At 52.6% G+C, this 12,743-nt stretch carries 10 protein-coding genes and 2 tRNA genes; 5 read left to right on the top strand and 7 right to left on the bottom strand.

Annotation, left to right across the window (positions count from 1 at the left end):
- The first annotated feature begins 207 nt into the window (after nt 1-207).
- Both SFA31_RS13530 and SFA31_RS13525 read left to right on the top strand, forming a co-directional pair.
- Entirely contained in the window at nt 208-1,128 is a 921-nt protein-coding gene (locus SFA31_RS13530; protein WP_322838445.1) for a Kdo(2)-lipid IV(A) acyltransferase, read from the top strand.
- 161 nt (nt 1,129-1,289) lie between these two features.
- Complete coding sequence (locus SFA31_RS13525; protein ID WP_322838444.1) at nt 1,290-1,652, top strand: MysB family protein; 363 nt, start codon at nt 1,290-1,292, stop codon at nt 1,650-1,652.
- A 16-nt stretch (nt 1,653-1,668) separates the two neighbouring features.
- On the opposite strand, the gene SFA31_RS13520 is transcribed toward SFA31_RS13525, so the two are convergent.
- The 3 genes from SFA31_RS13520 to mdoG all read right to left on the bottom strand — a co-directional run bounded on the left by SFA31_RS13520 (nt 1,669) and on the right by mdoG (nt 6,105).
- A complete protein-coding gene (locus SFA31_RS13520; protein ID WP_322838443.1) occupies nt 1,669-1,896 on the bottom strand; it encodes a YceK/YidQ family lipoprotein in 228 nt (75 codons plus the stop codon).
- Nucleotides 1,897-2,045: 149 nt separating this feature from the next.
- A complete protein-coding gene (mdoH, locus tag SFA31_RS13515) occupies nt 2,046-4,577 on the bottom strand; it encodes a glucans biosynthesis glucosyltransferase MdoH (RefSeq protein WP_322839369.1) in 2,532 nt (843 codons plus the stop codon).
- Entirely contained in the window at nt 4,570-6,105 is a 1,536-nt protein-coding gene (gene mdoG, locus SFA31_RS13510) for a glucans biosynthesis protein MdoG (RefSeq protein ID WP_322839368.1), read from the bottom strand. The genes mdoH and mdoG overlap by 8 nt, the downstream gene beginning before the upstream one ends.
- Nucleotides 6,106-6,378: 273 nt before the next feature.
- Between mdoG and mdoC the strand changes: the two genes are divergently transcribed.
- Nucleotides 6,379-7,527, top strand: coding sequence for a glucans biosynthesis protein MdoC (mdoC, locus tag SFA31_RS13505; RefSeq protein WP_322838442.1), 1,149 nt, complete (start codon nt 6,379-6,381; stop codon nt 7,525-7,527).
- A 29-nt stretch (nt 7,528-7,556) separates the two neighbouring features.
- Here the strand turns inward: mdoC and SFA31_RS13500 are convergent, their stop codons facing one another.
- From SFA31_RS13500 to ghrA, 4 genes are all read right to left on the bottom strand, one after another.
- Nucleotides 7,557-9,053 carry a phospholipase D family protein gene (locus SFA31_RS13500; RefSeq protein ID WP_322838441.1) on the bottom strand — a complete coding sequence of 499 codons (1,497 nt, stop codon included), beginning with the start codon at nt 9,051-9,053 and terminating at the stop codon, nt 7,557-7,559.
- Nucleotides 9,054-9,249: 196 nt separating this feature from the next.
- Nucleotides 9,250-9,816: a molecular chaperone gene (locus SFA31_RS13495; protein WP_322838440.1), complete on the bottom strand. Its 567-nt coding sequence runs from the start codon at nt 9,814-9,816 to the stop codon at nt 9,250-9,252.
- Nucleotides 9,817-9,827: 11 nt separating this feature from the next.
- Entirely contained in the window at nt 9,828-10,571 is a 744-nt protein-coding gene (locus tag SFA31_RS13490) for a phosphatase (protein ID WP_322838439.1), read from the bottom strand.
- A gap of 78 nt (nt 10,572-10,649) precedes the next feature.
- Complete coding sequence (ghrA, locus tag SFA31_RS13485) at nt 10,650-11,588, bottom strand: glyoxylate/hydroxypyruvate reductase GhrA (protein WP_322838438.1); 939 nt, start codon at nt 11,586-11,588, stop codon at nt 10,650-10,652.
- 498 nt (nt 11,589-12,086) lie between these two features.
- Between ghrA and SFA31_RS13480 the strand changes: the two genes are divergently transcribed.
- Nucleotides 12,087-12,174, top strand: a tRNA-Ser gene (locus SFA31_RS13480).
- Nucleotides 12,175-12,596: 422 nt separating this feature from the next.
- A tRNA-Ser gene (locus SFA31_RS13475) sits at nt 12,597-12,684 on the top strand.
- Nucleotides 12,685-12,743: the final 59 nt, after the last annotated feature.

The following is a 12,743-nucleotide window of genomic DNA, read 5'->3' as shown; positions in this document are numbered from 1 at the left end:
ATGCACGCGGCGCAGCCCCTACTCAGCGTAACCCTTAACATAATATTAAGGGCGTAATATCAGCGCGCCCGTTGCCCTTAATCGTTACCGGCGCATCCATGAATGTTATCCGGGAGAACACTCAGGCTGTCACTGGATTTTGGCGAACCCAAAAAAAATGTCACAATAGGCGTAAATGTAAGTTATTTTCCTGAATACAGGATCGTCATGACACAGTTACCACAGTTTTCTCGCGCACTATTACATCCCCGATACTGGCTGACCTGGCTGGGTATTGGCGTACTTTATCTCATCGTTCTACTCCCTTATCCGGTCATCTGGCAACTTGGGCGTATTTTAGGCCGCGCCGCCGGACATCTCATGAAAAAACGGGCGCACATAGCGCACCGAAATATTGAGCTTTGCTTCCCGGACATGCCTGAATCCGAGCGCCAGCAATTAGTCAAAAAAAATTTCGAATCTGTAGGAATGGGTCTGCTGGAAACCGGAATGGCCTGGTTCTGGCCCGACTGGCGCATTGAAAAATGGTTCGATGTCACGGGCTTCGATCCGGTCACAAAATTGTATGAAGAAAAGCGTGGCATTCTGCTTATCGGGGTGCATTTTCTTACCCTGGAGCTGGGTGCACGCATTTTTGGCATGCACGCGCCCGGCATTGGCGTTTATCGCCCCAACGATAATCCCTTACTCGACTGGCTGCAGACATGGGGCCGCATGCGCTCCAACAAGTCCATGATTAACCGAAAAGATTTGAAAGGTATGATCCGGGCGCTGAAGCAGGGCGACGTTATCTGGTATGCACCCGATCATGATTATGGTCCTCGTAACAGCGTCTTCGTGCCGTTTTTTGCCGTTGAACAGGCGGCAACGACTTCTGGCACCTGGATGCTGGCCAAAACGTCTAAAGCCAGCATTGTTCCTTTTGTTCCGCGCCGTAAGCCGAACGCGAAAGGATATGAGCTTATTATGCTTCCTCCGGAAGAAAACCCGCCGCTGGGCAGCCCTGAAGAGACCGCTATTTGGATGAATCATATTGTAGAGCGCTGTATTCTGATGGCGCCCGATCAATACATGTGGCTGCACCGTCGCTTTAAAACGCGCCCTGAAGGCGTCCCCTCACGCTATTAACCACTAAACACGGCCGACGTCTCGCCGGCCGTCATTCGCGCTTAGGGCTAAAAAATTGCCCTCTCATCTTTACTTTCCCAAACCTGGTCTATTCTTTTGAGAAATCGAGCGGTTATTTTTATCACTCATCACCAGTTCCACACTTGGATAGGGAGCAAATCATGACTATGTACGCCACTCTTGAAGAAGCCATTGACGCCGCGCGTGAAGCCTATAGCGCAGAGCAAGGAGAAGATGCCGAAGTTCAGCAGTTCAATATGCAAAAATATATTCTGCAGGATGGCGATATCATGTGGCAGGCCGAATTCCTCGCCGATGAAACCGACGCGGGCGAGTGCTTTGCTATGTTAAGCGGTGCCGCGGCGCAGAGCGTTTACGACGGTGATTTTGACGAAATCGAACTTGCTCAGGAATGGATAGAAGAAAATACGCTGCACGAATGGGATGAGGGCGAGTTTCAACTGGAGCCGCCTCTGGATACAGAAGAAGGACAGACCGCGGCCGATGAATGGGATGAGCGCTAAGCCGGCGGCTGGAACTTTACTCATAGGGTCCGTGATGCGCGTCTATCGGCAACAGTAAAGTATCGAAGATAAGTGAAAGCGGTAAATCCAAAATAGTGACATATCGCCAGGGCGTATCGCGTAAATCCCAGCGTACGCCCGGATAATACTGCCGCCCCTCACCCTGCCCTGGCAAAGTGCGGCTGATAATGCTGCCGCATCCGCTCAGGCTTAAAGCTACCATTATCATCAATAGTGTTTTCATTTTTTCTCGATATTCTTTATTTCCATAAAAAATGCCGGGACAGGCCGGCATTTTTTAACGTCACGATAAGATAAAGATTTTTCTCAGAATGTAAGTCGACCCCTCAGGGAAACTCGATACCGCCTTCTGCACGAAGGCGGATTTTTTAATTAATGCTGCTGCAATGCCTGTGGATTAAGCGCCAGCGTCTGATAATACTGCACCCAAGATGAGTATTTTTCAGGCGCTTGCCACACGCGATAGTGCAGGCGCGACATCGTAACAGGATCGCTTAATAACACCAGACGACGATCGCGGTGGAGCTTTTCAGGCGTCTCGTTTAATGCCTGCTCCACGTGCCTGTCACGCGCAATTTCCAGTACCTGACTGGCCCGGTGGCGCGCCGTGGCCATCGCCGTCGCCAGCGCATTCAGGGCCGGATTAAAGACCGCATGCATAAAACCGTCGTTCAGCGCGCGCGCGCGATTGAGCGCCAGATATTTATCCGTATCTATCAGCACCTGCGGCGGGGAATATTCCTCAGGGATCAGGAATAATTTCCAGCGGCGAGAACGCAGCCCTACCGTTGTGCGGCTTGAGATGACTGAAACAAACGGTGACAGGATCAGGGAGAAGACAATCGGCGCCAGCCAGAACAAAAAGCGTAAATCCAGCCACGCCATACCTACCGCCCATACTAAGCCTAATAGCATTTGCGAGCCGTGACGAATAAAGGCTTCGCTCCAGGGCGTGGAATCATCATCACGCTGCGGCGAATTCCATACCACTTCCCAGCCTAAAAATGCGCTGACGACAAACACCGTGTGAAAAAGCATACGCACCGGTGCCAGCAAAACCGAGAATAATACTTCCAGCAGCAGGGACAGCGTCACGCGGATAAATCCGCCGTAGGCTTTTGGTCCTTTACACCAGATTAAAATTACGCTCAGTAATTTAGGCAGGAACAGCAGCACCATCGTAGAAGCAAACAGCGCGATAGCCAGCTCCGGGCGCCACTGCGGCCACACAGGGAATAACTGGCGCGGCTGTAAAAAGTACTGTGGCTCCGTTAGCGCATGCACTACCTGTAGCGCGGTCGACAGCGCGAGGAACATAAACCAAAGCGGCGCCGACAGATAAGACATCACGCCGGTCAAAAATACCGCCCGATGAACCGGGTGCATGCCTTTAACCAGGAAAAGGCGGAAATTCATCAAGTTGCCATGACACCATCGGCGATCGCGCTTAAGTTCATCCAGCAAATTGGGCGGAAGCTCTTCATACGATCCGGGGAGATCGTACGCAATCCAGACTCCCCAACCCGCTCGACGCATCAGAGCGGCTTCAACAAAGTCATGCGACAAAATCGAACCGGCGAAGGAACCTTCTCCGGGCAACGGCGCCAGCGCGCAGTGCTCAATGAAAGGTTTCACGCGAATAATGGCATTATGCCCCCAGTAATGCGACTCTCCTAATTGCCAAAAGTGCAGCCCTGCGGTAAATAGAGGACCGTAAACGCGCGTCGCGAACTGCTGGCAGCGCGCGTAAAGCGTATCCATGCCGGAAGCTCGCGGAGAAGACTGGATAATCCCCGCGTTTGGATTCGCCTCCATCAGGCGTACCAGCTGTGTCAGGCAATCACCGGTCATTACCGAATCCGCATCCAGCACCACCATGTAGCTGTACTGGCTGCCCCAGCGACGGCAAAAATCATCAATATTGCCGCTTTTGCGCTTCATACGGCGGCGGCGGCGTCGATAAAAAATCTGCCCTTCACCCTGCACTTCAGCCACCAGCTCCATCCAGGCTTTCTGTTCAGCGACACAAATATCCGGATCGTAGCTATCGCTCAGGATGTACACATCAAAATGCTGCTGCTGCCCGGTTGCTTTTACAGACTCCCAGGTCGCCCGCAGACCGGCAAATACCCGGCTAACATCCTCATTACAGATAGGCATTATCAGTGCCGTACGGTGCGCAGGATTCAGCGGCTCATCGCCAACGGTTGAGGCCGAAATACTGTACTTATCCCGCCCCATCAGCAGTTGCAAAAAGCCCATCAGCGCGGTCCAAAAACCGGCGGAAATCCAGCAGAACAAAATGGCAAAAAGGATAAGAATGCCGCTTTGCAGGATATAAGGCAGCAGTTGCATAAAGGAGACCCAAACATCCTGCCCTATCATGTCGCCCGGATTAATTAACGCCCAGCCCTGATACGGCAGGATAGTTTTCATATACCAGGTGGCTACCACCGTTTGCGCCAGGGTCAGCACCAATAGGATATAGCGGCGGATAGTACCGACCATACGCCACTTCTGCTCGCTTATCTGTTCCGCCTTGGACATCACGTGGTGACGCGGCGAGACGGCGCGCCCGCGCAGGCGATCCCAAAAACGCCCGACCGGGTTGGTGCGCCAGGGCTCCGGCACCATTGATGAACGATGAGTTTCCGGCATCGCCCGTAATTGAGTACGCCCCTCTGCATCCTCAATGACCTGTTCGCCGCCCAGCGCATCTGGCCACGTACCCTCCAGCCGCGTTTTGACCGACCCTAAAGGGGAATCATCGTCGCGCGTATAGGCGTGCCCTTGCGCGTCAAGCGCCTGATGCAACACGTTTTCGTCCGCTGCCGCCAGCTCGGCTTTCCATTTATCGGAAAGCACGAGCGCGTCAACGTAGTTCTGCTTCGTCGATTTATTCATTGGCAGGTAACTGGTAGCTCCAGGTTTCACTTAGCGTTTTATCACCGTTAACCAGCGCAGCACGCATCTCGGTGGTTTTCTTCTCGTCTTTCACTTTAACCCTCAGCATCATACGCCAGCCTTTCGTTACCGGGTTGAAGCGCGCGCTATTTTCGACGATTTCGCCGTTGTCACCAATGCTGGCCTGAACGGCCACCGGTGCATCTTTTGGCAGTTTTTTCAACTGTGCGCCACTGTAGTCTACGATAAATGCAATGGTGCCATCCGGCTGGCGGGTTAAATTCGCCTGTTTCACATCACCCACGGAGCGACGGGTCTGCTGTACATAAGCACTTTCTGCATCGTGTAACTTATCTTCATCGCGGGTAAAGCGGATAGAGTACTTGAAATTCATCTCTTTACCCGGGGCAGGCAGTTGATCCGGCGTCCAGAAAGCGACGATATTATCGTTGGTTTCATCGTTGGTGGGGATTTCCACCAGCTCGACCCGCCCTTTCCCCCAGTCTCCTTCAGGCTGCACCCACGCGCTGGGGCGCAAATCATAACGGTCGTCTAAATCTTCATAACTATGGAAGTTACGGTTACGCTGTAATAAACCAAAGCCTTTAGGATTTTCCGTAGTAAAGGTACTGACCGCCAAATGTTTAGGATTGTTCAGAGGGCGCCAAATCCATTCACCGTTGCCCGCATGAATAGACAACCCGTTGGAATCATGCATTTCAGGGCGATAATTGGCGACGGGCGACGGCTGATTTGGCCCGAACAGGAACATGCTGGTGAGCGGAGCTACGCCAAGCTTGCCCACTTCATCACGCAAATAGATTTTTGACTGCACGTCGACAACCGAATCCTGGCCGGGACGGATAATAAAACGATAGGCGCCGGTAGCGCGGGGCGAATCCAGCAGCGCATACACTACCAGCCAGTTTGCTTTCGGCGCAGGACGCTCAATCCAGAACTCGCGAAAGCGCGGGAACTCTTCACCGGACGGCAGCGCCGTGTCTATCGCCAGGCCGCGTGCAGAAAGGCCATATACCTGCCCGGAGCCGATAATACGAAAATAGCTCGCGCCAAGCATACTGACTATTTCGTCATTCTTACCTTTATTATTGAGTGGATACAGCACTTTGAATCCGGCAAAACCCAGGTTTTTCACTGTGTCTTTGTCGTGTTTCACTTTGCCAAAATTGAAATAATCAGGCTTATATTTGATGCGATTGACCGATGAGGCCGTCACTTCATTAATTTTGACGGGCGTATCGAAATACATCCCTTGATGATAAAACTCAAGCTTAAATGGGGTCTTAAGTTTATTCCAGTAAGCTTTATCATGATTAAACTGGATTTGCTGATAATCCGCGTATTTCATATCGCGGAAAACGGAAGGCAAATTACTTTTAGGTGCCTCGTAACCTTTACCCGCCAGCGATTTTGCCTCTTTAGCGACGTCGTCAATCGAAAAAGCCCAAACCGAAGTGGTATAAAGGGACAGTATCACTGCAGCACCTAGCCAGCGCAGTTGTTTTATTTCTGGTTTATGTTTCATAAAAGTCAGCACATCCCCCTTTGTGTGCTAAATTCAATTCTATCCATTCTAATGGATACTTCGACTTTCCGACAACCAAATCACGGTCTGGTTCAGCGATAGGGTTTGTGTGTTAGCTACGAGAAGTCAAACGATTACGCTTTATTCACTTCTCCTGGAGACAGCCCGCCAGCGTTAGTGTAGGGTTAGCGCTTCAATTTAAACCGTACCGGACTTACGGATAAGGCGATTAGTCCGAGATTCTTCTGGAGTTATATGAGTAACGCACCGGCGCAACGCGAATTCTTCCTTGATTCGATCCGAGCCTGGCTCATGCTATTAGGCATTCCCTTTCATATTTCCCTGATCTATTCAAGCCATCAGTGGCATGTAAATAGTGCAGAACCCACGTGGTGGCTTACCCTGTTTAACGATTTCATTCATGCTTTTCGTATGCAGGTATTCTTTGTCATCTCCGGCTATTTTTCCTACATGCTTTATTTGCGCTATACGCGAGGGTATTGGTGGAAGGTCCGGGTTGAGCGCGTCGGCATTCCAATGCTAACGGCTATTCCATTATTGACGCTTCCGCAATTTCTTATGCTGCAATATGTCAGCGGCCAGGCATCAACGTGGCATCAACTCAGCTTTTACCAAAAATATAATACGCTGGTGTGGGAGTTAATTTCCCACCTGTGGTTTTTGCTGGTACTGGTGATATTTACAACCCTGGGATTGTTTATTTTTCAGAAAATAAAAAACAGTGCCAGGATGGCGATAAATAAACCGGCATCTATGCTGCGTCTGTCGGTGATTTTTTTGATTATCGGCCTTATGTGGAGCGTGTTTCGCCATACTCTCTTTATTCTGGCTCCCGGCCTGCTCAGCGACGGGCTATTTAATTTTGTAGTGATGCAAACGCTCTTCTATTTACCTTTCTTTATTTTGGGCGCTATAGCGTTTACGCGTCCGTCGGTAAAAGCGCTATTTACTCGCCCTTCCCCCGCCTGTTTTATCGGCGCAGCGCTGGCCTTTGTCGCCTATATTGCCAATCAGCGCTTCGGGCGCGGAGACGCCTGGCTATTTGAAACCGAAGGCGTCATTACCATGTTAATGGGGCTTTGGATGACCAATGTGGTATTTTCTCTCGGGCACCGCTTGCTTAACTCGCATTCACCGCGCGTCACTTACTTCGTTAACGCCTCTCTGTTTATTTATTTAGTACACCATCCGCTCACGCTCATTTTTGGCGCGTTCATTACGCCGCATATCGCCTCGAATACGCTCGGATTTTGCGCAGGATTAGTTTTTGTTATCGGGATTGCCATTATTTTATATGAGCTACACCTACGGGTGCCGCTGCTGCGGTTTTTGTTTTCCGGAAAACCTCAGAAAAAGCGCGCGCGTCCGGCCCCTACGGCCTGATGCTCCTTCCCCGCGCCCTGCGGGGAAAGCTACAGTAGCCACTCTACCGGCAAACGTGCGGCGATACGTACCATCGCACGCTGCCAAAAGCGCGTTTGCGGTTCCTTTTTAATTATGCGCTGTGCACCATTATGCTCATCAATCCAGTTAATTCGACCAAGCTTATCCAGCCGCAGTGCCCAGGCGGCTTCGGTGCGGTTGCGCGTGAAGCGCTGATGAATGTTTTGCGCCAGCTCATCGCTTTCAATGACAAATCCCATTTCGGTATTCAGCATCGCCGAGCGAGGATCGAAATTAAACGAGCCGATAAATACTTTTTCCCCGTCAACGCTAAATGTTTTGGCATGCAGGCTGGAACCGGAACTGCCGGTTAACCCGCGGTCGTGCTGCGTTACGCCATCACCGGACTGAGGTTTTAACTCATACAGCGCGATACCGTGACGCAATAATTTTTTGCGCCAGCGCGCATAGCCGGCGTGCACCACCGCGACGTCCGTCGCCGCCAGCGAATTAGTCAGAATCGCGATTTTTACGCCTTTGCGCGCCAGCGATAATAGTTGGGCAACGCCGGAGCGGGTGGGTACAAAATAGGCCAAAATAATATCGAACTGAGTACGGGGTTCACCAATAACGCGCAGCAGCCGCACGCCCAGCAAATTGCGCAGCCGGGCTTTGCCCTCGCCTTTACGCGGATCGTCACTCAGCAATCGCGCCTTAGCCCAAATCATGGATAAGGATCCGGACTCAAGCTGGCTCACAAAATGCGAGGTCCGTAAACGCTCCAGATACCGCCGTGCCATTGTCGAGTGCTGCTCCACCGGCAGCAGAGACAAACGTTGGCTAATTGCGTCATTATCGCTATTGAGCACGTGGGCTAACGTAGACACAGAGGCGCTGTTCCAATAGCGTTCAAAGTCTTCGCACACTTCAGCCACCACCGGCCCGCTTGCCAGTACGTCGAGGTCGGTAAACAGCGGCTGTTCACCGGCGCCGAAATACGCATCGCCGACGTTGCGCCCGCCAACAATGGTCACCTCACCGTCAACGGTAAAACTTTTATTATGCATACGGCGGTTGAGGCGCGCGAAGTCGGTCAGATAACCCAACGCCCGCAGCGTGCGAAAAGAAAAAGGGTTAAACAGACGAACGCTGATATTAGGCTGCGCATCCAGTAAACGCAGCACATCGTCCATGCCCTGCGTATTATTATCATCCAGTAAGATACGTACCCGAACGCCGCGCTCTGCCGCCGCTACCAGCGCGCTGAACAGCAGGCGCCCGGACATATCGTCCTCCCAGATATAGTACTGCACGTCCAGGGTGCGCTCAGCCACCTCCGCCAGAAGGTAGCGTGCCGCAAAGGCATCCAGACTATCGGGCAACGGGTGAAGCCCGCTAAGCCCTTTGTGGCTTGCCGTACCGGGTGCTACGGCGCGTCCAAGCCACGTCGCGTGTTCATTAGCAGAGGTTTCCCCGGCAGGTTCACGCCAGCAGGTGCCGCTCGCATCAGATATTTTTTCTATCATGGCAAATGAAGAGATCCGACTGACGCCCATCACAGGAGACGTCAGAAAATAAAGCCTATGTTCACAAACACCCCTGGCCTAAAATTAACTCCATATTAAACAGGCCAGGCCCGTATCATGGCGAAATGCTTCCGTCCCGACGCTCCTGCGCTGTGACACCGTTTAGTGGCCGCAAATAGCACTAAGTGGCATGACACTAATCCGCCGGTAATTCGTCGCCGTTTTCCTGAAGTTCTTCCCACATCGCATAGATAGCTTCCCGCGTTAACTGAGCCATCGTGCGCCAGAAAACCGTTTCCGCGTGCGCCTCAACTTTCCCCAGAAAGGAATCGCACCACGGCAATAACCAGTCGGCAAAGAGCGTATCGAGCGCCTCATCATCACGCTCACCGGCATTATCTTCAAGCCAGGAAGCCGCCAGCAGTAAAGCACCGAAATGATCGGCGGCACCGTCACCGGCAGGAATATGATATGAGGTGAGAAACTGGCGGAATTCGCTGTCATCTCGCTGCCCGACCCATGCGGAACGGAATGGCGACACGCGACATTCTTCGCCAACAAAAAGCATATTATACTCTGCGGCCAGCGCGTCACATTCGCTATTCTGGCGTAAACGCTCCAGTAATGCGGCCTGCTCCAGTGGCCATACGGGCGCCAGCTTATCCTCACGGATAAGATCATAAAGCGGTGCCAGCAGCGTATTCTGAGGATGACGATACCAAAGCGAGCCAAGAACGCGGCATACCATTGAAAATTCGTTCATTTCTTTCATTCTCATTGAAAAAGCGCGTTAAGTTCAGGATCGCAGGGCATGCCGCGCGAAGCCAGAAAATCCAGCAGCCGACGCGGCGATACGTTCAGAATACGATCTTCGGGGAAATTAACCTCATCCAGGATACGACGGCACTCGCTGAAGTCGCCCAGCGTAAACGCCGTATGCGAATCAGACCCCAGCGCCAGCCAGCCGCCGGCATCGCGCACCGCTTCGGCGATTGCCCGACAGTTAGGCTCGCTGCCTTTACGCGAGTGGCTAAAGGAGGAATTATTCAATTCAAGCGCAACCTGATAGTACGCTGCCGCTGCCGCAATCGCCGGAATATCCACGGGGAATTTAGGATTGCCGGGATGGCTAATAATATGTACATCGCCTCCCGCCATTGCGGCTATCATCGCCTCGGTATGAGCGACTGCATCACGCGGGGGAAAGACGGGTTCATGAAACCCGGCGATGATTAAATCCAGAGCGTCCAGCATCGGTCCGGTGCAGTCGATATCGCCAGCGGTATTTTTAATATTCGCTTCAATGCCCCGTAAAATACCTACACCGTCCACGACGCGCGGCCAAACGTGCATATTCATAAAATGCCAGTAATGCGGCGCATCGGCCATATCCGGGCCGTGATCGGTAATGGCGAAAAGCGTAATCCCTTTTTGTTTCGCCATCGTAATATAGTCATGAAGCGTGCTATAAGCGTGCGTACTGGCGACGGTGTGCATATGTAAGTCAACGGGGTACATCGATATCTCCTGTCTTTTTTTACAAGAATACCAGCAAACGCCCGGCGATTTTAGATCCCGCCGCGCTGCTACATCGCGTTAGTATCCCCGAACTCTGTCTATTTCGCCTGCGGGGCGCTCCCCGCGCTCGCGCCGCGCAATTATCTCTGCGATAAACGCAATAGCCTCTTCCTCAAGCGTCGCCGCCGCTACATGGGGAGTGATAGCGACTCGCGGATGCTGCCAGAGTGGGTTATCCGGCGGCAGCGGCTCACGGGCAAAAACGTCCAGCATCGCACCTTTAATATGACCACGATTTAACGCCGCCAGCAGATCGTCCTCCACCAGATGCGCCCCGCGGGCAAGGTTCATGACAAATGCACCCGCAGGAAGCTGCGCCAGCAGCGTCTCATTAATAAGACCGGCCGTTTCCGGCGTCGAAGGGAGCAGGTTAATCAGCACCCGCGTTGCCTGTAAAAAAGCGGGCAGTTCATCGGCGCCGGCAAAACTGGTTATTTTTACCCGCTTTTTACGACTTCGACTCCAGGTACGCACCGGAAACGCCCATTCGGCCAGGCTTTCTGCTACCCTGGTGCCTAAAACGCCGGCCCCCATCACGCCAACCGTAAACCCATCGCGCGCGTAGGGCGGCAGCGGTTCCCAGCGGGCCGTCTGCTGCGCAAGCCGATAATCATCAAAACGCCGAAACCAGTGCAGCGTTTGGCTGACCGCATACTCCTGCATCTGCCGTGCCATACCGGTGTCTTCCAGTCGATACAGCGGCACTTCCGGTAGTAACATTTCCGGGCACGTCGCCAGGCGCTGAAGTATGGCATCCACGCCGGCGCCGAGGATAAACACGCCTTTTAAAGGGCGCCGCTGCAGCATCTCCGGCGGTGGATCCCACACCAGCGCATAATCAGCATGCGCCACATCGCCCGGCGCCCAGGCACGCACCCGAGCCTGCGGTAGCGTCGCCGTTAATAATTCGCCCCAGCGGACGCAGTCAAAGCTGGGATGATAAAACAGGATGTCCATGTACGGCTCCCCTATGGGTAATGTTCCCGGCCGCGCCGGCATTTGAAAAGTGCCATAGCACGCTGGCACAGCTTGAGTCCTACAAACGACTCCTGGCGGCGAAAAGACTTAAAGCACCGGGCGCTGTGATAAACGTCCGGCAGGCCCGCGCGCAGAAAGCAGAGCGAATAGCAGGTAGCTAAAACATCAGGCGCGGTCAATGTGGCAATAGCAACCAGGATGGCCTAATGGACCGAGTGCTAAGTGAATGATGTTTATCACTTTAGCACAGAGCGCTCGCAGCGCCTGGAACGAACATTTACCCGTACGCTCTTTTTTCGCGAATAAAATGCGCCTGAATGCACACTAACCGCATGAATAACATAATGAAATGCTGTTTAATCCGCCAATCAGAGCAAACTTTAACTGAACGCGCCAGCATCGCTGAAATTTACATTGACGGGATTTATGCTTTCCCCTACATTAGCGCCCGTCCCGCCCGCAGGAATAAATCAGTTCGGTGAGGTGTCCGAGAGGCTGAAGGAGCACGCCTGGAAAGTGTGTATACGGCAACGTATCGAGGGTTCGAATCCCTCCCTCACCGCCATCTTTATGGCAGAGTCGCCTGGTGGGTTTAAAAAACGACTTTGTCTCACAAAAAGCCCGATTTATCGGGCTTTTTGTGTTCAACTAGCTCAACGCTTTTCCAGTGCACCAGCGTTAACCACGCCCAATACAGTGTTTGATACATTTTTATCCGTCCCATCGCCAGCGTTGTTACATCACCTGCTCGCACGCGGCCAATCTGCCCGGCTATAGCGATACATCGTTATGGCCTAAAATATCCGGTGTACACCCGCTGACATAGCGGTCAATAAGTACCTTACTTATCGCTGTAAAACCGCCCGCGCGCCTTTGCTGTTCAGAGCTTAGGCGAACGGCGCTAAATGCATAAAATTATCTTGACCGCTGAAACGCAACTCCCTATAGTGGCGCCCCGTTGCCCGGCAACGGGTAGCGAAACAATTCGGTGAGGTGTCCGAGAGGCTGAAGGAGCACGCCTGGAAAGTGTGTATACGGCAACGTATCGAGGGTTCGAATCCCTCCCTCACCGCCATTTTTAAATAAAAAAGCTCAGGTTCAGGCCTGAGCTTTTTTATTAGCTGCCGTTTACCG

Origin of the sequence: Erwinia sp. HR93 (genome assembly GCF_034555055.1) — a bacterium.
GTDB lineage: Bacteria > Pseudomonadota > Gammaproteobacteria > Enterobacterales > Enterobacteriaceae > Apirhabdus > Apirhabdus apintestini.
Note: the sequence above shows the minus strand (reverse complement) of the source record. Positions and strands in the feature narration are given on the sequence as shown.

Bases quoted from the DNA above. Each gene is read 5' to 3' on its own strand.
- SFA31_RS13530 (WP_322838445.1), top strand. From the start codon at position 208: ATGACACAGTTACCACAGTTTTCTCGCGCACTATTACATCCCCGATAC.
- SFA31_RS13525 (WP_322838444.1), top strand. From the start codon at position 1,290: ATGACTATGTACGCCACTCTTGAAGAAGCCATTGACGCCGCGCGTGAA.
- SFA31_RS13520 (WP_322838443.1), bottom strand. From the start codon at position 1,896: ATGAAAACACTATTGATGATAATGGTAGCTTTAAGCCTGAGCGGATGC.
- mdoH (WP_322839369.1), bottom strand. From the start codon at position 4,577: ATGAATAAATCGACGAAGCAGAACTACGTTGACGCGCTCGTGCTTTCC.
- mdoC (WP_322838442.1), top strand. From the start codon at position 6,379: ATGAGTAACGCACCGGCGCAACGCGAATTCTTCCTTGATTCGATCCGA.
- SFA31_RS13500 (WP_322838441.1), bottom strand. From the start codon at position 9,053: ATGATAGAAAAAATATCTGATGCGAGCGGCACCTGCTGGCGTGAACCT.
- SFA31_RS13495 (WP_322838440.1), bottom strand. From the start codon at position 9,816: ATGAACGAATTTTCAATGGTATGCCGCGTTCTTGGCTCGCTTTGGTAT.
- SFA31_RS13490 (WP_322838439.1), bottom strand. From the start codon at position 10,571: ATGTACCCCGTTGACTTACATATGCACACCGTCGCCAGTACGCACGCT.
- ghrA (WP_322838438.1), bottom strand. From the start codon at position 11,588: ATGGACATCCTGTTTTATCATCCCAGCTTTGACTGCGTCCGCTGGGGC.